Source organism: Streptomyces sp. ISL-12 (assembly GCF_018614415.1).
Taxonomy (GTDB): Bacteria; Actinomycetota; Actinomycetes; order Streptomycetales; family Streptomycetaceae; genus Streptomyces.
Genome location: NZ_JAGGOO010000054.1, coordinates 36,111 through 57,472, shown reverse-complemented (window position 1 = coordinate 57,472; position 21,362 = coordinate 36,111). Strand labels below are relative to the sequence as shown.

The window sequence follows — 21,362 nt, the reverse complement described above, 5'->3', positions numbered from 1 at the left end:
GGGCGACGCCCAGGACGTCGACACGACGCCCCAGCAGACCTCGCCGCAGGACTCCGACGGCGACGTCACCACCACCCCCGACGACGCCACCAACGGCACGGACACCGGCGCAGACACCGGTACGGCCACCCAGACCCCGCCGACCACGACCACGACCGGCGACACACCCACACCGGTCAGCACCGTCCAACAGCAGCCGCACGGAACCGACACCACCACCGACACCGACACCGACACCGACACCGACACCACCAACGTCACGGACGACACGGACGACGCGGACGTCACGGCCGACACCCCGAACGCGCAGCCCGGGAACCCCGGCCGCACCGACACCCCACTCCCCTCCGCCACCTCCGGACCGACCGGGACGACAACCACCGGCAGCCCCGCCCCCAGTACCTCCACGGCGCCGCCGCCCGCCCGCACCGCTCCCGCCGCCCAGCCGTTACCGCACACCGCCGCCGACACCGGCACCGGCACCGGCACCACCACCGACGTCCCGGACACACAGAACGTCATCGTGCCCCGGGACGACGGACAACGGCGGTTCATCGCCGCCCAGGTGACCGCCGCCGATGTACCGGAACACCTGCCGGGGGCGGCCCCCGACACACCGGTGACCGCCCAGGACCTCGACCGTGCGGGCGTTCCGCTCACCTTCGAGCAGCAGGCGCAGGCCGTACTCAGCGGGAACCCGCTGTCCCTGACCTTCAGCGACCTCCCCGTGGTCGACCAGGTCAAGGTACTGATGACCAGGCCGGGTCCCTGGCCCGCGGTCCTGGACGCCGTGGCCGCCAACGCCACCCGGCGGCTGTGGCAGGACGCCTACGCGAACTCACCCGGCGGCGCCCAGCGGAATTGGGACACCGCGGTCGGACTCGTACTGCCGGCGGAGTCGCACCCCGTGCTCGCCGACTCCCGGTACGGGGACGAGCCGTACCGCGACGCCGTACGGCAGGTCGCCGATCTGCTGGCGGACGGGGCCGGACCCGACGCCGCGGCCGGCCTCGCCGATCGGCTGCGGCAGGAACTGGGACTGCCGGACCGTATGAGTCCGGACCGTATGAGTCCGGACCGTATGAATGAGGAGTCCTCCGCGGCGTCCGGGGCCCCCAGGCCCGTCCCCACCACGGGCGCCGCCGACCCGCACGTCCCCGCTCCCTCCGCCACCGCGTCCGCGGTCCCCGCCGGTCCGCCCCTGACTCCGCTCGCGGACCCGCCCGCCCCGGGGTCGCCCACCGGCAGCCTCGGTTCCGCCGACATGGATCTCGGCACTCCCGAGCCCGAGGGCCAGCAGCCGGTCCCCACCCCGGAGTACGGGCCCGATCCCGCCTACGCCGCCGAACTCACCCGCGTCTTCGGGGCCGGCATCACCGGCAACCCCCTGCACCCCTCCCTCCTGGACGCCGTCGGCCGGCTCGACGCCCTGCGGCAGGCGGGCCATGGTCCCGCAGGCGACCCCGGGCCTCTCGATCTCGACGCCGTCGCACGGCAGGTTCTGCTGCTCGACCCGGGCACCCCCGTCACCCACGACCACCACGGCGACCTCTTCCGGATCGCCCTGGACCCGGCGATGGAACAGGCCTCCACGCTGGCGGCGTTGGCCGCCTTCGGGCTCGCTCTCGAGGGCGGGCTGGCCACGCCCAGCGCGCTCACCGGGCAGGACGGCACCCCGTACGGCCGGGTGTGGAGCGGTGCCCCGGGGGCCGGCCACGGGCTGGACGTGGACCCCGACGTGACGAGCGTGAAGGTACGCCACCCCGACGGACGGGAGGAGACGAGCACCCCACGCCCCGCCCCCTGGAGTCCGGGGGCGGAACGGCCGCGGCCGTACGTCGTCATGGCGTCGGGCAACTCCCACGCGATCCTCGTCCGTACCAAGGACGGCGCCCGCGTCTCCGCGCCGCCGGCCGTTGCCGCCGAACTGCTCGCGATGGACCCGGTGTTGTCCGCCCTGCCGCCCGAGGTCCCCGTCCTCCTGGTCGTGCCCTACGCCGGCGGCCGGCAGCTGGAGCTGCCGCGTGCGCTCGCCGACCGGCTCGGGCGTGAGGTGTGGTCCACCAGCGGTCAACCGGTCCTGGGCCGCCGGGACGGAACCGCCCGGGTTCCGCTGGCCCTCCTGGACCGGCCCGGCGTCCCCCGGGGGGACTGGATCCTCAGCCGGCCCGGCGAGGTGGTGCCGGAGGACCGTGCGGACGTTCCCCAGTGGGAGCGCCGCATGATCAGCCACACCATCGTCGCCGACGAGAACGGCCACCCGCAGCTCGGCCGGATGGCCTTCAACCCGGCCGAGCTGGCCGGTGTGCGCGAGTACCGGGCCCGCAACGTCCACCGGATCACCGGCTTCGCCCGGCGGCACCCCGGCTCGCTCGGCACGACCGCGCGGACACCGCTGACCGTGGGCGCGGGCTCCGGCGAGCAGGTCTACCACCTGATCATGCACGCCTCTCCGCACACCGTCTCCGTCCCTCAGGAGGACGGCAGCACCTACCACGCGTCCGGCGGGGAACTCGCCGGCTGGCTCTCCCGCCGGCCGAGCGTGCGGCGCCTGCGCGAGCAGGACTGGATCTACCTCGACGCCTGCTGGACCGGCGGGAGTTACCAGCGCGGCAGGACCGGGACCGCCGCCGACCTGGCCACCCGCCCGCAGCCGGCCGCCGACCCGCTCACGGAGGTCCCCACCGCCCAGACCGTGGCCAACGGCACCGGCAAGCGGGTGCGGGCGGTCGACCGTCCCGCCGGCCACCACCACGACCCGGGCGACCCGTCGCAGATCTGGCTGGAGGCGTACACCGACGCGCGCGGGCGGGGCGGTCAGGTGAGGGAGTTCCATCCCGAGCCGTCCGACGGCGAGCTGGCCTCCCGCGCCCGGACCGCGGGCCTGCACACCGGCCCGGACCCGGTGCCCGCGGAGACCGTCGCGCGGACCCTGCGCCTGGTGCGCGCCCTGCGCCTGGCCCTGGGCCCCGGTGTCGACGCCGACGCCTCCTACGGTGATCTGCTCCGCGGCATCGGAGCGCTGGAGACGATGCGGCAGTCCGACCCGGCCCTGCTCGGCACCGGACCCTTCACCATGGACCTCTTCCAGCGGCTGGCCTTCGCGCACCTGCGCGACCACGGCGGCGGCCCGGGCCCGGTGGACGCCACCGCCTACCGGGACCTGCTGACCCGGGCGGCCACCGCTCCCCCCGGCACCGCGCTGAGCCGCTTCGCGCGCGTGCCCCAGCTCGTCGGAGTGGCCCAGCAGACGCGGAACTTCGGCGACCTGCCGGGGACGGTCCGCAAGGTGCTCCGCCTGGACCCCGCGGAACCGGTCGGCGAGGCGGAGGTGTCGCGGCTGTACTGGGCACAGGTCAAGGCCTTCGAGTGGCTCAACGGGCTGCCCGACGTCACCGCCACCGCCGCCCGCGTGCTGCACCTGCCCGCGCCGGACCCCGGGCGCCGCGCCCAGCTGGGCTGGCTCGCCACCCGGGCGGTCGCCGCCGGGCGTGACCTGTCCGATCCGGTCGAGCTGGCCGCCTTCCACCTGGAGGAGCTGGGCGCCTTCGCACCGGAGAGCCTGCTGCCGGGAACCGACGGGCGGCCGGCCGGCCGCAACTGGGTCTCCCCGGTGCCGGGCGCCCGGCTGGACGGCTCGGTCGTCGGCACCACCGCGCCGCAGCCCGACGGCACGCACCGGCGTACCGGGAGCCAGGCGGCTCCCTGGGCCGGTCCCGACCGGAGCCCCGCCTATGTCGTCGCGGCGGACGACGCCGGGCAGGGCCGGGTCTGGATCACCCTGCCCGGCGGACGGCGGCTCGCCGTGCCGTACGCCGAGTTCGCCGAGCTGGTCGCCCACGATCCCGAACTGACCGGCCGGAACCTGTGGAACACCGACGTCGTCCTGGCCGTCCCGCACGCGGGCGCCGCGGCGTTGCCGCAGGCCGGTGTGGCGCAGCCGCTACCGCTGCGGCTGGCGGTCGCCTCGGCCACCGCCCGGTCCGTCTGGGCGCACGCGGGCACGGTCGGTCTGGGGCGCGACGGGACCTCGGGGCCGCTCACCGTGGGCGCGGAGTCCGGTGCCGCCTGGACCCGCACCCACCCCAGGGACCTGTTCTCGCCCCAGCCGCCCGCGCCCGCCCTCCCGACGACGTCGACCGTCTCCGCGCAGCAGAACGTGAGTACGACACCTACCACGGCCCTCGTCGAAGGCGTCAACTCGGCGACGCCGACGCCGGCCCCGACGCCGATGGCCGCGGACTCGGACACGTCCGTCACCGGGCGCGGGACGACCGGCACGGCCGCCGCGCGCAGGAGGGTCACCACGCCGGCGGGCCGTCACCCGCTGGCCACCATCCCGGAGGACGGCCCCCCACCCGAGCCCCCGAACCCTCCCGCGCCGCCGAACCCACCCGAGCCCCCGAACCCTCCCGCGCCGCCCGGCCCGCCGGCGCCGCCCGTACGGCCCCGTGGCGTGAACCGGGCCGGCTGGGTCGGCCGCGACCTCGACCTGCGGCGCCCGCCGCGCGTCGACCGCGACCTGCCCCCCGCCCCGGTGGACGGCGGCGGGCCGGTGCGGTTCTCCGACGGCTCCCGGCTGCCCGCGTACATGGGCGGTGTCGCCGCGCTGTACCCCGGGCTCCCGCCCGAACTGCTGCGGCGGTCCTACGCGCTCGGCCAGAGCGACAGCGTGCTGCGCGGCACCGATCAGGTCGCGGCGGAGATCACCGGGCAGCTGGGCCGGCGAGGGCCGCGTCCGGGTGCGCCCGACAAGCGGTGGGGCAGGACCGGACGGAGCCTGGAGGAGGACGTCCGGCTGCGGCTGCGGGAGCGTCCGCAGGCCTTCTTCGGCGACGGCCAGCAGTTCACCTACCGGACCGCGAACGGCCGCACCCGCGTGCTCCGGGTGACGGCCCGGCCGTACGGCAGGTGGGACCGGTTCACCTTCGGCTTCGCCAACCCGGTCAAGATCGACACGATGGCGCGCACCACGGCCACGACCGGTCGTACCGCCGTCAACAGCACCTCCACCTCGCTGGTGCCGGCCGTCCCGCTGGGTCCCGTCAAGCTCAAGTACACGGTCTGGGGCCGGGCCTTCTTCCGTAAGAACTGGGGCAAACAGGTCCAGTACGGTCTGCAGAACCAGACCATGAACCAGAACGAGACGCGCACCACCGACGGCTCGCACGCCCATCTCGACGACGTCTGGTACGACGTCGAGGTCACCGACCGGCTGGGCCGGCCCGTCGACGCGGCCGACCGGAGCCTGCCCGCCGGCAGCCGGGACGGCGTCGCGTTCGGCTTCGCGGTCCGCTCGGGGCTGATGGCCCGGATCGCCGACAGCCTCACCCAGGACAAGCCGCCCGCCGACCGGCTGCCGGAGCGGATGGACCTGGGCGGCCGGCCCGCCTACCGGCTCGTCAACACCGAGGCGTTCGGCCCCATGGCGCACGTCCGGGACTGGGCGCTCCAGCAGCTCGGGGTCGCGTCGGACACCCTCGCCGGCGGGCAGCTGACCGACTTCTTCTCCACCGACGGCTTCCAGCGCATGAGCCGGGTGCAGAACGCCGGCCGCACCACCACCCCGCCGCTGTTCCGTGACTCCTCGGGTGCCGCGCCGCTCGGCGTCTTCACCGTGGAGGTGCGCTCCGGTGAGGCGCAGCTCATCAGCGAGACCACCGCCGCGGAGCTGCGGGACATCACCCAGGTCACCGTCCGCAACGAGCGTCTCGTCGGCCACAGCACGAGCACCGAGGTCGGCGGCGCGCTCGGCCCGTCCTTCCAGTTCTTCGGCACCGGCCACGGCAAGTTCGACCTGCGGTTGCTGCTCGGCGCCCAGGTCCGCTACGGCAGTTCCCGCGGCCGTACCGGCTCCACCGGCGGCACCGGTTCCGTCAAGGCGGCCGGGCAGGCCAAGGGCAACCCCACCGGTCTGTACTTCGTCCAGAAGACGGTCACCGTCACCGCGCCGCCCGGGAACCCGTCGGCGCAGGGGAGCGCGGCGCCGCGCACCCGGACCTTCCACACCTGGGCCGTGGAGCGGATGACCCGCACCGAGGCCCGCCGGCTGGCCGGCCTGGACCGGGGGCTCGCCCGGGACACCGAGCCCGCCGTGCCGCCGTACCTGGCCGCGGACCGGCCGACGACCCTCGGCATGGCCCGCCCGGAGGAGTTCACCTTCGACGACGGCGCCTTCACCCGGACCGTCGGCGGTGCGGAGCGCAGCTTCCCCGAGCACTTCGCGGAACAGGTGCTGGCAGAGGTCGCCCGCGCCTACCCGGACCTCGTCGCCCCGCTCGCCGAACTCGACCCGGGCAACTCGCGCTGGCGCGGCCCGGACCACTTCCAGATCGTGCTGAACAACACCCTGGAGGTGCTGAACACGCTCAACCACCACGGCATGGCGGGCAACCTCGAGACGATGATGACCACCGGGCTGCGGATCGAGCTGGTCGACTCCGGCCGGATCGGCCGCGGACTGCGGTACGTGTGGATCGACGCCGAGCTGACCGGACGGCGCTACGAGGGCCGGCAGAAAGATCTGCGGCTGCGGTTCAGCGCGCCCGGCAGCGAGAACCTGGGCGGCCGGCAGAGCGGTGGACGCGGTCTGCACGGCGGTCTGGAGGGCCTGCTCTCGCTGCGCGACTCCCACACCGACGACATCGGCGGCCCGTCCCAGGCGGGCACGGGCAGCGTCGGTGTGCGGTACGGCGTCCGCGGCGAGTCCGACAGCGTGTACGGGCCGAGCGTGACGCACGAGGCGATGGCCATCGGCACCAAGGGCGCCGACCTGTACAGCTACCGGATCACCCTGACCGCGCGGCGCGGCGGTTTCTGGCGGTTCCGCAGCCTGCTGCGCGGTGTCCTCTTCCTCAACCTTCTCGGCACCCAGCCCTTCGTCTTCCGCGAGCGGGAGACCGGCCTGCTCGGCGGTCCGGGCACCGCCCCGGCCGTCGCCGCACCGACCACCGCCCCGGCCGTCACCGCATCGACCACCGCCCCGGCCGTCACCACTGCGGCCACCGCCGCGCCGGCCCCGGTGCCGCCCGGCGCGGCGGTGGTCGGACGGGTGCTGCTCAGCATCCCGATGGAACACGTGCCCACGCGCGGCACCGGGCGTACCCCCGGCCCGCTGCACGGTGTTCCGCTGCCCGTCCCACGCCGGTCCGCCCGCGATCTGGCGCTGACCACGCGCACCCTGTTCGACCAGGCGGCCCGCCGTCGCACCCCGGACCACCACAAGCACCCGTTCCTGACACTCACCGTCACCTCGCACCCCGGGCTCGCCGATGCCGCGGAGCAGGTGCTGAAGGAGGCGTCCGGCGGGTCGTGGCTGCTGACGCAGCAGGGCGCTCCCGCACACGACGCCGCGATGCGCGCCTTCCAGAGCCAGTACCTCACCGCCAACTTCGACCAGACGTCCGCCCCCACCGGCTGGCGGGCCTCGGGACTGTGGGCCAAGGCGCCCTACCTGAACCGCTCCTCGGTGCTCGCCCACCGCACCCGGGTCGTGCCCGGCAGCCTGACCGCGCTGACCGGTCCGGTCGGCATCGACACCGAGACCACCCTCGGCGGCGCCACCCAGGTGGCCGGCCGCAACAGCCGCACCAGCACCCTGTTCACCGGCGGTCAACTGGTCTTCCTCAAGTCCCACCCCACCGGCCCCGGAGTGACCGGCAGTTACGGCGTCGTCGTCAGCCCCTACCGTCTCGACCGCTCCCGAGCGCGGCAGGTATCCCGGATCGCCCTCGCCGAGATCAACCGCAAGGACTTCAACCGCCAGGTCCTGGTGACCGGCGACGTCCAGCACGAGATCGCGGCGGCGTCCACCACGGTCGGCCGGAGCGCGACCGGCTGGCGGCACCTGCCGCGCCGGCTGGCCGGTGCCGCGGGCCGGCGGGTACTGGTCAACGACGGCTGGACGGCGCACATCCCGGAGAAGAGCGCCTACCGGCTGGGGCTGCTCAGCGACCGCTGGGGCGACGTGCCGCGCTACACCCGGCGCACCTGGTCGCCGCAGCCGTGGCTGCTGGACAACCCCTTCGGCGGCTTCACCGTCAACGCCCTCAACACCGCGCCCGTCCTGCGGGACTTCGACCGCAGACTGCGTCCGCTGGGGCTGTCCAAGGCCGACCGGGACACCGTCCACCGGCTGGTCTCCGACCGTGTGGTGCGCGCCCTCGGCAAGGAGATGACCGGCTCCGGCCTGTCGGTGCCCGCGGAGATCGGCCGCTGGGGCTCGGGCACGGCGCGGATGTGGATCGGCGCCCGGCAGGTCGGGGTGCGGGCGGAGCTGATCCCCGTCAAGGTGCCGCGGTCCACGGTCAGCGACGGTGACGGGCCCGGGTTCGCCGGTCTGGGACACAGCGTCGAACTGGAGGAGCACCGGCAGGCCGTGGAGACGGTGGCCGAGACCCGCGGCCGGGCCTCCGGTGCGAGCGTCGGCACGACGGTCACCGAGGCCGTCCACACCGGCGACCCGGTGGCCCGGGCGGCCGGCCCGAACTACTCCGAGGTCGGCACCACCCAGCAGAGCGTGTCGCAGACCCGCTCCGACGGCAGCGTACGGATCGCCACCGCCACGACCACCCAGGCCCACGGCGAGTACGTCACGCGCTACCGGCTCCGCCTGAGCCTGGACCTCACGGACACCGGCGCCCCCGAGGGACCTGACGGCACCGGTCGCGGCGGGCCCTGGAGCTCCCTCGGGCGGCGGACCGGGCGGTGGTGGCGGAAGGTCACCGGCCGGAGCCGGCTGTCCGTCGAGGCCGAGGGGGACGTCGGGGAGCTGATCGAGCACTACCCCCTCAGCCTCATGCGCCCCGACCCCGTGTCCGCCGCCCCGGGACCGGCCGGCGGCGGCGAGACGGCGCCGGACCCGCTGGCGCCGCCGGAACTGCCGCCGCCGGGCGCGCCCCGCAAGGTCGCCGTGCCGCGCACCATGGGTGCCGGGGGCTGGCGCGACGTACGGCACCCGGGCGACGGGAGCACGAAGCCGTTCACCTTGCCGGAGGACGGGTTCAAGGTCCGCCGGATCGTCGGTCTGAGCCGGCTGCACGAGGCCAACACGCTGGCGCTGGCGTCCGCGTACGACACGGGTCTGAACCTGCCCGAGCGCGGCACCCCGAGTGCCGAGCTGCTGGCCCGGGCTTCGGACACCCCGTTGACCCGGGCCGGCACCGGAGCGGCGCAGAACCTGGAGGACGGGACGAGCAACGGGGCCCTCAGCTCGTTCTACGACCGTACTCTCGACGCCGACGGCTACCGCGTACCGGGCCTGACCGACCGGGGCTTCTTCGGCGGTGCCGACGGCGAGCTGGCGATGTACTCCAAGCCCGACCTCACCCGGGCCCGGTTGCTGGCCGTCGCGGACGGCATGAAGCACGAGGCCCCCAAGCGTGACACGCAGGGCGGCGGCATGTCGGCCGCCCGCGTCGGCACCACCGAGTCCTCGCTGGGCGGCGGCCCTCTCGTCTCGTCACAGTCCACCGGCACCAACCAGATGGGAGCCAACGGCCCCGGCGACTCCTCGACCGACTCCGACACCCTCGCCCAGCAGGGCGACCGGCTCGGCTCGGTCAACGTCAAGCCGGACACCACCCGTTCGTTCCTCTTCGCCGTGCCCACCACCTGGCTGAGCGTCGCCGGGGTGCACCACCACCTCAAGGACAGCCGGGTGGCGCGGGCCGTGCGCAGCCCCTTCGGCAACCCGCAGCGGGGACCGCAGGCGATGGAGACCGAGACCACGGTCCTGGCCTGGGTGCGGGAGGACGTGGCCCGGGACCTCGGCCTGATCGACGACCACGGTTTCCCGCCGAAGGCGGCCAGGGCGTGGGACGCGGTCACCAAGGCCGACAAGGCGTGGACGGCCGCCGACAAGAAGTACTGGGACCGGCGCCGTGACGAGGGGCCCGGGCTGGAGGCCGCGCTGGCCGGGGCGGAGCGCACCCTGGCCGCGCTCGCCGCCCGTGACGTCGACAGCCTGCCCGAGATCGCCGCGGCCCGCGCCGCCCTGCGCCGCATCACCGACGAGATCGCCTCCGCCGAGCCCGAGCACGACGGCTGGGCCCGGCTCCAGGACGAGCAGCGGGAGAAGGCCGCGGCGCGGCTGGACGACCTGCTGCGCACGGCCGCCGCGGAGGTGTCGGCGGCCCGCGCGGCCAGGGACGCCGCCCAGCGGCGGCTGGACGATTTCGGCCAGGAGCTGACGGACCTGCGCGCCACCGCCGAGGCGCTCGCCGACGAGTACGCCCGGGTCCGTGAGGGAGCCGACCGGCTCACCCGCTGGCACCAGCTCCACGCCACGGAGTCCGGCCGTCGCATCCTCGGCAGCACGCCGGAACCGGCCGAGATCACCTTCACCCCACCGGCCGCAGGAGGGGAGAAGAAGGCAGAGAAGGCGGAGCAGGCTGAGAAGGCGGCGGGCGGCAAAAAGGACGACGCGAAGAAGGACGACGGAAAGAAGGCCGACGGGAAGAAGCCGCCGAAGGGCGACGGTGTCGGTCAGGAGGGGCGGCCGGCGCACTCCCGGCCGCCGTGGCAGCCCGGCGACGCCCACCCCGCCGTGACCTTCGACGCCGCCTCCGACCACCGCACCCTGACCGCCACCGAGTCCGACGGCCGCACCCGCGCCTACGACCTGCACCGGCCGGACGCCGACGGCAACGGCTTCTACGCCGCCCTCTCCCACGCGCTCGGTGACGGCCGGCAGCCGGACCGGCTGGCGAGCCGGATCTCCATGAGCCGCGCCCTGCCCGCTGACGCGCCCCTCGACCCCGAGGCGACCTTCCGCTCCCGCGAACTGGAGCTCAGGGCCGGTCTCGCGGGTCCGCGCAACGCCTCGACGCGGGAAGCCGTCGAGGCTGCCGGCGGACGCCTCCCCGACGCCGTGCGCGACACGCTCACCCCGTTCCAGCGGGAACGGCTGGTCCGGCTGCAGCTGCGCCAGGCCCGGCACTGGGACGCCACCACCGCCGGCCTCGCGGCGTCCACCACCGCGCGCACGCTCGGCGTGAACCTGACGGTGGTCGACGAGGACGGCTCCCACCAGCGGTTCGCCGCGGGCCCCGAGACGCCGGCACCGCAGGAGGTGACCCTGTACCGGCAAGGGGAGACCTATCTGGCCGCCTTGCCCCGCCCCCTCGACCCGGCCTCCGTCACACCGCCGGCCCCGCCGAAGGCGTCCCCGCCCGCCCCGCCGAAGGCGTCCCCGCTCACCGGGAGAACCGGTGCCGCGGGTGTCACCGGCACCGGAACCGGAACCGGCGCCAAGGGCAAGGCGAAGGCGAAGACGAAGACGGACCGCCCGCCCGCAGGTCCCCTCGTCACCACCGGCGGCCGTTCGTTCGTGCTGCGCGAGGTGCCCGCCGACGGGGACTGCCTGATCCACGCGGTCCTCGGCGGCCTCGCGGCGCAGCGGCCGTCCTCACCCGCGGCCGGGCTGACGGTGCGTCAACTGCGCGACGGGCTGGTGCGCTGGTACGCCGGCGACCCGGCCGCCGCCGGGCTGCGCGCCCAGCACGCCGCACGGGACCCGTTGGAGACGCTGGTCCAGGACCTCTTCCCGGACCTCACCAGCCTGCTGGGCGTCCTGGGCGAGACCCGCCCACCGGACCTCACCCGCAGGCAACGCGAGCGCGTGGACGCGCAATTGACTGACGCCGCACAGCGCCGTCGGCTGCTCGGCCTGGCGGACCTGCGGGACGACCGGGGTCTGCTGGCCGACCTGCCGAGCGACGCCGTACGCACGCTGGTGCCGGCGCTCACCCCGGAAGAGGTGACGGCGTCCGTGGACCCGCGGCTCGAACAGCGCCTGGTCGCGCGGGAGCAGGCCGACACGTTGCGTACCCGGCTCCTGGACACGCTGCGCACGGCCGGTCCGGCCCCCGCCGCCGACGCCTTGTGGCAGCGCATCCGCACCGGACCGCTCGGCGGGGTCGGCCCGCGCGGCATCCCGCACGACCGGGGCGAGTTCCTCGCCCTCGGCCACGACGACCTCGTCGCCCGCGCACTGGCCGCGCCGGACCTGTGGCACACGCCGTTCTACGACGAGGTACCGCTGTTGGTGGCCCGCGCACTCGGCGTCGACCTGGTCGTCGTCCAGCCCGACGGCACCGGCGGCTTCGACGCCCGTTCCCTGGACCCGGAGGCGGCCGGCCCCACCCTCCACGTCCACTACAACGGCAGGGACCACTACCGGTCGCTCGTCCCGGACGGCACACCCCCGCGGCCGGCCCCCGTCGTGCCGGCCCCGCCGCAGCCACCGCCCGCACCGGAATCCGACCGGGCCGACCGGGACTGGCTGGCGGAGCTGGCCCGTCGGCACGGGGCGAGCGAGGCGTACGCGCGCCGGCTCGCCGAGGGGCTGTCCGCTCCCCTGCTCGCCCGGCTGAGGACCCGGGACCTCGAACGGGACGGCGGTTTCGGGACCCCGGTGCAGCCCAAGCGCGTGAAGGACGAGGAGCGGGACGACGAGGGCGACGTACGCGTCAATCCGCTGTGGACACCGCTGGACGACATCGACCCCGACCTGCTCCTCACGGGCAGCCGGGACGCCGTGTGGCTCTACACGGTCACCCGGGACGGCCGGGTGCTGGTGGGCAGCGAGGAGCCGTCCGCCGTACTGAGCGAGGACCAGGCGGACGCCCTGCTGGCCGGCCTGCGCGCCAAGCGCCCCGGTCTCACGGCGGAGCAGCTGAGGGCGGAGCTCGACGGCCTCGGACACACCGGCGTCGCCGCGGAGTTCGGCGCGGACGGCCGGACGCGGCCGGGGGCGAGCCGGGTGTCCGGCGAGTTCCGGTGGAACCCCGCGCTGCGCTCCTGGACGGTCAACGACAAGTCCGGCCGCTACATGAGCAAGTCGGTCCGTCCGGGCGTGGCTCCCGAGACGGCCGCCGGCTGGCTGGACAACGTGGCCGGCCTGTTCACCGAACGGCTCGGCGTCCACGTCCGCCCCGATCAGGTCAAGTCCGCGGCACCGCCGGTCGCCGCCGAGCCCGCGGCCGGTTCGGCGGCGACCCCTTCCGCACCCGTCACCGCGCTGATCCTGACCCAGCCCGCCGACGCCGCCGACTGGCTGCCGGACGCGCTGGCGGCGGCGGTCCGCGGCCGGGCCGCCGACCGGCTGGACCTGCCCGGCCTGGGCGCACTGCTGGCAGGTCCCGACGCCGGCGACGCGCTGCACCGCTGGGTCGAGTTCCGCCTGGCCGCACCGGACGCCGCGGAACGCGTGCCGGCGCGGCTGTCCGGCCCGGGGTGGGCCGGCTCTCACACCACCCTCACGCCCGGCGAACTGGAGTCGGTGGGCGTGACGCTGCCGGAGGACCAACGCGCCTTCGCGGCACTGACCGGCGGGCTGCCGGTCACGGAGGTCACGCTCACTCCCGCCCAGCGCTACCGGCTGCTGCGCCGGTGGGGCGAGGCCGACGGTGCCGCGACCGTCACGGAGGTCGCGGCCGCCGTGGCCGCCGCGGACCTGGGGCTCGGCCTCACGCTCGTCCGGCCGGACGGGAACGAGGTCCACTACGGTCCGTAGCCCCGGCCGGCCGTCGGAGGCGGCGCTCCCCGTGCCGCCCGCCCCGGCCGCCGAGCACTGCCCTCCCACCGGCCGACTGACGGCGACCTCCCGGCAACCTCTCCGCCACCCGCGGCCCCTAGCCTGCCGAACGCCATGACCACAACACACGACGACAGCGCCCCCCACGGCATCGCGTCCGACGTCCTCCCCCGGTCCCCGGCGCCTCCGCCGACCGGTGCGCCGGCGGACGTCGAGGAGATCGCGCGGCTCGCTCCGGACCACTGGATCGGCTCGGTCGACCCGGGCTGGCACACCGGGAGCCCGCCGCCGGCCTCGGCGGTGGCCGGGCGCTGGCGCTCGGGGCTCGACGGCACGGTCGAGGAGTGGGAGGGCAACGACGCCTACCGTCCCTCTCCCGAGGCTCTCGGCTGGCCGGAACCGACCGATCCCGTCGACGCGGCGCTGCACCTCGCGGTCACGGGCTACGGCCCCCTCGACGCCGTGGTCCACGCCCTCACGGAGGCCCGGCTGATGGTGCTCACCCTGCCGGACGGTTCCCCGGTGGCGGCGACGGCGGCGGACGGCGGCCCGGTGGTCCCCGCCTACACCGCGCCCCCGCATCTCGACGCCGCCGGAGTCTTCGCCTTCGTCCGTCTGACCGTGCCCGACCTGCTGTCCCGGCTGCCCCCGGACCACCGGCTGTACCTGAACCCGACCTCCCCGGCGGGCACCGTCCTGGACCTCGACCACGAGACCCTGACGAGGGCGCTGACGGCCGTCGCCGCCCCCGCGTCCCCGGGCCCCGACCCGGCTCCACGGCGCGTGGGAACGGTCGCCGAGTCGCCGCACGGGTTCACCGCACGAGCGGCCGAGCCGGGGCGGCCGGAACCGGCACACGGCCCGGCGGGCCACTGACCGGCCGGCCACCGCGGGCCAGACCGGTCCGGTGGCGTCCCAGTCTGCCGTCGGCCGCCGCGGGACCGGTGGGTGTCAGCGGGCCGTACGGGAGTGAGCGCGGCTCGCCGGCAGGTCCGCCAGTACCTACAACGGGGCGGACGAATGCCGGGGCGCCGCGGCTCCGCGGCCGAGAGGTGGCCCGCCGCATCACCCGGCGGCCCGTTCGCCGCGCGGCGCGACCGGTGCACGGACACGCCGGCGGTTCCGCCGTCGTACGGTCGGCCGTCGGCACCGTGGCCGGCCCCGCCCACAGCCGGGCCCGCTCACCGCTGCGGGCCGGTCACGTATCTTGACGCGCATGCAGTCCTACACGATCGGCCAGGCGGCACGGCTGCTCGGCGTCAGTCCCGACACCGCGCGCCGCTGGGCGGACGCGGGCCGGGTGGCCACGCACCGGGACGAGACCGGGCGGCGGCTCGTCGACGGCCGGGACCTGGCGGCCTTCTCGGTCGAGCTGGCCAAGTCCGGCGGCGGCGAGGAAGACGCCTCGTACACCTCCGTGCGCAACGCCTTCCCCGGCATCGTCACCGCCGTGAAGCTCGGCGATGTCGCCGCGCAGGTCGAGATCCAGGCGGGTCCGCACCGGCTGGTGTCGCTGCTGACCCGTGAGGCCGTGGAGGAACTGGGGCTGGAGGTCGGCATGGAGGCCACCGCCCGCGTGAAGTCGACCAACGTGCATATCGACCGCGCGTGAGCGGCGTGTGAGCGGCGCGTGACGTCCCCTGACGCACGCATCTGCCAACTTCACCGTCCGTAGATCACGCTGATGCGAACCCACAGGAGACTCCGGGCTGGCATCTGCAGCATTATCATCGGGACATCCCGCTGTCAGGAGTTCGAGGGAGTGGACCTGTGATGACCCGTGCCCGTGCCCGTACCCGTACGCTGCCGGCGGCCGGAGCGGGCGTCGCCGCGCTGCTCGCGCTGAGTGCCTGCTCGTCGTCCGACGACTCCGCGGCGGCCACGCCGGACTCCTCCGCCTCGGACCAGCTGTCCGGCACGGTGACCGTCTTCGCCGCGGCCTCGCTGAAGGAGAGCTTCACGACGCTGGGCGAGACGTTCGAGAAGGCCCACCCCGGTACGAAGGTGACGTTCAGCTTCGGCGGCAGCGACTCCCTCGCGGCGAGCATCACCGGCGGCGCCCCCGCCGACGTCTTCGCCTCGGCCAGCCCCAAGACGATGAAGATCGTCACGGACGCCGGGGACGCGGCGGGCACCCCCGTCACCTTCGTCCGCAACCAGCTGGAGATCGCCACCCTGCCGGGCAACCCCGACGAGATCGCCTCGCTGGAGGACCTCACCGCCTCCGGTCTGAAGGTCGTGCTGTGCGCCGAGGAGGTGCCGTGCGGCGCCGCCGCCAAGACGGCCCTCGACGCCAGCGGTCTCGAACTGACGCCCGTCTCCTACGAGCAGGACGTCAAGGCCGCCCTGACCAAGGTCGAACTGAAGGAGGCCGACGCGGCCGTCGTCTACAAGACCGATGTGCACGCGGCGGGTGACAAAGTGGAGGGCGTGGACTTCCCCGAATCCGCCGAGGCCGTCAACGACTATCCGATCGCCCGGCTGAAGGACGCCCCGAACAGCGCGGGCGCCGACGCGTTCATCGACCTGGTGCGGTCCGCCGAAGGGCAGAAGGTGCTGGCCGCGGCCGGGTTCCTGAAGTCGTGACCCCGGCCGGCGAAGCCCTACGCACCCGGCGCCGGCGGGTGCGGGCCCAGGTGCGCGGCGTGCCGCTGCCGCTGCTGGTACCGGCGGTGATCGGGCTCGCGTTCCTGATCGTGCCGCTGATCGCCCTGCTCGTACGGACGCCGTGGTCGGGCCTGCCCGAGCTGCTGACCAGCGCCGAGGTGTGGCAGGCGCTGCGGCTGTCGCTGCTGTGCGCCACGGCGGCGACGGCGGTGAGCATGGTGATCGGGGTGCCGCTGGCCTGGCTCCTTGCCCGGGTGGAGTTCCCCGGGCGCGGCCTGGTGCGGGCCCTGGTGACGCTGCCGCTGGTGCTGCCGCCGGTCGTCGGCGGTGTCGCCCTGCTGATGGCGCTCGGCCGGGGCGGCATCGTCGGGTCGTGGCTGGACGACTGGTTCGGCATCACGCTGCCGTTCACCACCACCGGCGTGGTGATCGCGGAGGCCTTCGTCGCGATGCCGTTCCTGGTCATCAGCGTCGAGGGCACCCTGCGCGCCGCCGACCCGCGCTACGAGGAGGCGGCGGCCACCCTGGGCGCCTCCCGCTTCACCGCGTTCCGCCGGGTCACGCTGCCGCTGATCGCGCCGGGCATCGCGGCCGGCGCCGTACTGGCCTGGGCCCGGGCGCTGGGCGAGTTCGGCGCGACGATCACCTTCGCGGGCAACTTCCCCGGCCGCACCCAGACCATGCCGCTCGCCGTCTACCTGGCGCTGCAGAGCGATCCCGAGGCCGCCACCGCCCTGAGCCTGGTGCTGCTGGCCGTGTCCGTCGCGGTCCTCGCCGGGCTGCGCGACCGATGGATGACCGCCGGATGAGCCGGCAGACGTACGACACCGGTCTCGACGCTCATCTCGTCGTCGAGCGCGGTACGTTCCGGCTGGACGTGGAGCTGGCCGTCGCGCCGGGCGAGGTGGTCGCCCTGCTCGGCCCGAACGGCGCCGGGAAGACCACCGCCCTGCGCGCCCTCGCCGGGCTGACCCCGCTCACCGACGGACGGCTGCGGCTGGACGGCGCGGCGCTGGAGCGCACCCCGCCGGAACTGCGCCCGGTCGGCGTCGTCTTCCAGGACTACCTGCTCTTCCCGCACCTGACCGCGCTGGACAACGTGGCCTTCGGGCCGCGCTGTCAGGGCGTGGGCAAGGCCGAGGCGCGGGCGCGGGCCGCCGCGTGGCTGGAGCGGCTGGGGCTCGCGGAGCACGCCGGGGTCAAGCCGCGCCGGCTCTCCGGCGGGCAGGCGCAGCGCGTCGCCGTCGCCCGCGCGCTGGCCACCCGGCCCCGGCTGCTGCTGCTCGACGAACCCCTCGCGGCGCTGGACGCCCGTACCCGGCTGAAGGTCCGGGCCCAGCTCCGGCGTCATCTGGCGGAGTTCGAGGCCGTCGCCGTGCTGGTCACGCACGACCCGCTGGACGCGATGGTGCTGGCGGACCGGCTGGTGGTCGTCGAGCACGGGCGGGTCGTGCAGGAGGGCAGCCCGTCCGACATCGCCCGCCGGCCCCGTACCGACTACATCGCCCAGCTGGTCGGCCTGAACCTGTACCGGGGCGAGGCCGACGGGCACACCGTCCGGCTCGCCTCCGGTCCGTCCGTCGTCACCACCGAGGAGCTGTCCGGGCCGGTCTTCGTGGCGTTCCCGCCGAGCGCGGTCACCCTGCACCGGGAGCGGCCCACCGGTTCCAGCGCCCGCAATCTGTGGCACTGCGAGGTCACGGGCATGGAACCGCACGGGGACCAGATCCGGGCCGCGCTCCGCGGCGAACTGGCGCTCGCCGCGGACCTCAGCGCGGTCGCCGCGGCCGAACTCGACCTCCAGCCGGGCGCGGAGGTCTGGGCGACGGTGAAGGCGGCGCAGACCCACGCGTATCCCGACTGAGCGGCCGTCGCGTGCCTCATCCCGCCAGCGGGTTGGGCAGCGGCAGGTAGCGGGCGGCGGCGCCGTCCGCGCCGGTCCAGCGCAGGAGGAGGTTGGTCTTGCCGGGCAGGGTGGGCGCGGTCAGCAGGGCGGGGATCTCGGGGAGGGCGTGCCGGGCCAGTTCGCGGCGGACGGCGGGCCAGGGGTCGAGGCCCGGGTGCCGTTCGGCCAGCGCCCCGGCGATCTCGGCGAGGTGATTGACGACCAGGCAGTACACCAGTCGCTCCCAGCCGGCCTCCCGGGACACCTCCGGCAGCAGCTTGACGCCCTCGGCGTCCCGGAACAGGGCCTGTACGGGCGTCCCGTGGGCGTCGACCGCGACCAGGGTGTTCTGGAGGTGGGCCTCCAGGACGACGCCGTGCTCGTGGAAGGCCGTGAGGGCCGGGGGGACCACCTGGGCGAGGTACGCCTCCCACCAGGCGTCCGGGTCGGCGGTGGCGGCGAGCGGGCTGCCCGTGAAGCCCTCGGCCAGGCCGGCGGCGAGCAACGGGGTGGCGCCGGGCAGCAGATGGCCGTGGAGTCCGTCGCGGACCAGGACGGCGAGTTCCTCGAAGGCGAAGGCGGCGGTGCGGTAGCCGGTGTCGCCCAGCCAGGCGGCGGGGCGGGCCTGCGCGGCGAAGGCGGCGCGGGCCGCGGTGTCCGTGCGGCGCAGTTTGAGCAGGTCGTGGCGCCACAGCCGGCGGATGTCGTTGGTGATGCGCACGTCCAGGCTGAACTTGAGGAACAGGTCGCTCCGCGGCACGTAGAGGGTGCGGATCGCGGCCGTGGGCCAGGCGGGGGCGGCGGTCTCGCCCAGCCGGATCAGGCGGCCGTCGGCGAAGGCCGGGGCGAGGGCGTCGGCGACCAGGGCGAGCTGCCAGGGGTGCGCGGGCAGCAGCCGGTAGCCGGGCGGGGCCTCGCCCAGGGCGTCGAGGGCCCCGGTGTCGCCCTCCTCGACGACCGCGTCCGCGCGCAGGGCGAGGAGGGTCAGCGGGAAGCGGGCGTGCGCCTCGGGGGCGTAGGGCAGCCAGGCCGCGGCCGGGCCGCCGCCGCGGGCCTTGGGCGCGGGGTGGTGGGGGTGGCCGATGAGCAGGGACTGTTCGGAGCGGAGGTACGGATCGGCGGGCGGCTCGGCGGCGGCGCGGGCGGTCAGCAGGGCGGCCACCGCGTCCCGGCTGTCGGTCATCTCGGTGGGCAGTTCGTGGTTGGGCAGGCCGGTGTGGAGGAGGAGTTCCTCGGCGACGAGTTTGACCAGTTCGGCGTGGTCGACGCGGCGCCAGCCGTCCGCCGTGCGGACCTCCGGTTCGGCGGGGCGCCGGCCGCCGCGCACCCGCAGCAGCCGGCCCGTGCCCGGCAGCCGGTACGTGGGCCGGTCGCCGGGACGCGGGCGCGGGACGGGGCCCGTACCGGGGCCGGGGTCTGTGCCGAGGCCTGTGCCGCGGCCGGAGCCTGCGCCAGGGGCACGGCCCGGCAGGCGCTCGGCCACCTCGCGCAGCAGGCAGTTGAGCAGCGGGACCGCCGCACAGGCGTCCGCAAGCTCCGCGACGTCGTCACGGGTCACGGCGTCGTCGTCGGCGGGCGGGGGCAGGACATCCACGCGTTCCACTCGTTCCCTACGGTCTGTCATGGGCGGAGAGGATCAGTATGTCTGCCCTCGTCACTCCACCGTGACGCGCTGTTCGCAACCGCGTCCATGACCGAGTCCGTACCCGTCCCCACCCGCGTTCGTACCCGAGGAGCCCGACCGTGCACCGTCCCCCCACCGCCGAGGCCGAGATCGCCGAGGAACTGGCCGCCGTCCGCCCCGGTCTCCTCCCCCGGTTCACGGCCGGACTCCCGGGCGCCCGCGCGGCCGTGCTGTCCCGGCTCTGGCGTGCGCTGGCCCATGACCCGCTGCCGTGGATCGCCCGCCGGGAACCAGCCGCCGAGGGCCTCGTCCTGCGCCTGCGCGACGGCCGCCGGCTGTACGGCCCGGCCGCCGACCCGTATCGCACCGACGCCTATGTCACCACCGTACGATGCGACGAGTCCGAGTACGCCGATCCGGCGCGCCTGATGACCGCTCTCGCCGTACCCGGTTCCGAGGGGTTCGCCGCCGAACTGGGGCACAGTGTCGCCTCGTTGGCGCTGTCCCGGGCGGGACGGGAGCCGGGTCCCGGGTGGCCGGGGAGCGGCTGGGAGTGGGAGCAGCGGGTGGTCGACGGCCACCCCTTCCACCCCAACTGCCGTTCCCGGCCGGGTTTCTCGGTGGCAGAACAGCTCGCCTACGCGCCCGAGCACGGGCCGGTGGTGTCGCTGGGGCAGGTGCCGGTGCCGGCGGAGGAGTGCCTGGTGTCGGGCGACTGGCCGGCCGGGATGCGGGACGGGGGGCGGCTGCTGCTGCCGGTGCACCCGTGGCAGGCGGCGCATGTGCTGAAGGGGCTGGGCGATCAGGCGCCGGGGCGGCTGGGCGAGGGGGCGGTGAAGGGGCTGGGCGTGGGCGGTCCCCGGCTCGACGCGCACCCGCTGATGTCCCTGCGCACCCTCGCCGTGGCCGGCGGCACGACGCCCGGCCCGCACGTCAAGACCGCGCTGAGCGCCCGGCTGACCTCCTCGGTCCGGGACATCTCCGTCGCCTCGATCGCCGCGTCGGCGACCCTGTCGGCGTTCGGCGAGCTGCTGGCCGCGCGCTGCGAGGGGCTGCTGCACATCACCCGGACGCTGGGCGCGGCCACCGCGCACTCCCCCGACCTCGCCGCCGTGCTGCGGGAGTCGCCGGACCGGTACGGGGCGCCCGGGGAGCGGGTCGTCCCGGTGGCGGCGCTGGCGACCACCTCGCTGCCCCGGACGCCCGGCTGGACGGGACGGCTCGCCCGGCTCGCGCTGCGGGTGGGGCTGCGCGCCCTGGAACTGGGCGTGGCCCTGGAGGCGCACGGCCAGAACCTGCTGGTGGTGCTCTCCCCGGCGGGCGAACCGCTCCGGCTGGTCTACCGGGACCTGGCCGACCTCCGGGTCAGCCCGGCGCGGCTCGCCCGGCGCGGCATCCGGATGCCGGACCTGCCCGCCCGCATGGTCACGGACGACGTCACGGTGCTGCGCCGCAAGCTGTTCGGTTCCCTGGTGGCGGGCGCGCTGGCCGGTACGGCGGGTTCCGGGCCGGCGCTGCGGGCGGCTCTGGAGACGGCCGTACGGGACCTGCCGCGCACACCGGACCTCGCGGCGCTGTGCGAGGAGGCGCTGCCCGCGAAGGCGTTGACGCTGATGCGGCTGTCCCCGGAGCGGCCCGGCGACCAGTGGGCCGCGCTGCCCAATCCCCTCCGGATGTGAACCTGTTGGCACCCGCCCGTTTTGGATCAC

General features: G+C 75.4%; 9 protein-coding genes. 7 read left to right on the top strand and 2 right to left on the bottom strand.

Annotated features, from left to right (window positions below; genetic code table 11):
- The coding region (locus J7I94_RS15375; protein ID WP_215167647.1) for a hypothetical protein at positions 1-510 on the bottom strand (510 nt) is incomplete at its 3' end.
- A gap of 13 nt (positions 511-523) precedes the next feature.
- Here J7I94_RS15375 and J7I94_RS15370 point away from each other — a divergent pair.
- The 6 genes from J7I94_RS15370 (at position 524) to J7I94_RS15345 (ending at position 18,008) form a co-directional block, all read left to right on the top strand.
- Positions 524-13,516, top strand: a complete 12,993-nt coding sequence (locus tag J7I94_RS15370) for a lonely Cys domain-containing protein (RefSeq protein ID WP_215167646.1) — start codon at positions 524-526, stop codon at positions 13,514-13,516.
- Between the two features lie 135 nt (positions 13,517-13,651).
- On the top strand, positions 13,652-14,413 hold the full coding sequence (locus tag J7I94_RS15365; protein ID WP_215167645.1) for a type VII secretion system-associated protein: 762 nt from the start codon (positions 13,652-13,654) through the stop codon (positions 14,411-14,413).
- 340 nt (positions 14,414-14,753) lie between these two features.
- Positions 14,754-15,149 (top strand): molybdopterin-binding protein, encoded by a 396-nt coding sequence (locus J7I94_RS15360; RefSeq protein WP_215167644.1) that lies wholly within the window; start codon positions 14,754-14,756, stop codon positions 15,147-15,149.
- 161 nt (positions 15,150-15,310) lie between these two features.
- A complete protein-coding gene (gene modA, locus J7I94_RS15355; protein ID WP_215167643.1) occupies positions 15,311-16,123 on the top strand; it encodes a molybdate ABC transporter substrate-binding protein in 813 nt (270 codons plus the stop codon).
- On the top strand, positions 16,120-16,953 hold the full coding sequence (gene modB / locus J7I94_RS15350) for a molybdate ABC transporter permease subunit (protein WP_215167642.1): 834 nt from the start codon (positions 16,120-16,122) through the stop codon (positions 16,951-16,953). The genes modA and modB overlap by 4 nt, the downstream gene beginning before the upstream one ends.
- Entirely contained in the window at positions 16,950-18,008 is a 1,059-nt protein-coding gene (locus J7I94_RS15345; RefSeq protein WP_251075191.1) for an ABC transporter ATP-binding protein, read from the top strand. Before modB ends, J7I94_RS15345 begins: the two co-directional genes overlap by 4 nt.
- A gap of 16 nt (positions 18,009-18,024) precedes the next feature.
- Here J7I94_RS15345 and J7I94_RS15340 read toward each other — a convergent pair whose 3' ends face one another.
- Positions 18,025-19,632 carry an IucA/IucC family protein gene (locus tag J7I94_RS15340; RefSeq protein ID WP_374198392.1) on the bottom strand — a complete coding sequence of 536 codons (1,608 nt, stop codon included), beginning with the start codon at positions 19,630-19,632 and terminating at the stop codon, positions 18,025-18,027.
- 140 nt (positions 19,633-19,772) lie between these two features.
- On the opposite strand from J7I94_RS15340, the gene J7I94_RS15335 reads away from it, so the two are divergent.
- The gene (locus J7I94_RS15335) at positions 19,773-21,332 is read left to right on the top strand and encodes an IucA/IucC family siderophore biosynthesis protein (RefSeq protein WP_215167639.1); all 1,560 of its coding nucleotides are present in this window, start codon (positions 19,773-19,775) and stop codon (positions 21,330-21,332) included.
- The last annotated feature ends 30 nt before the right edge of the window (positions 21,333-21,362 follow it).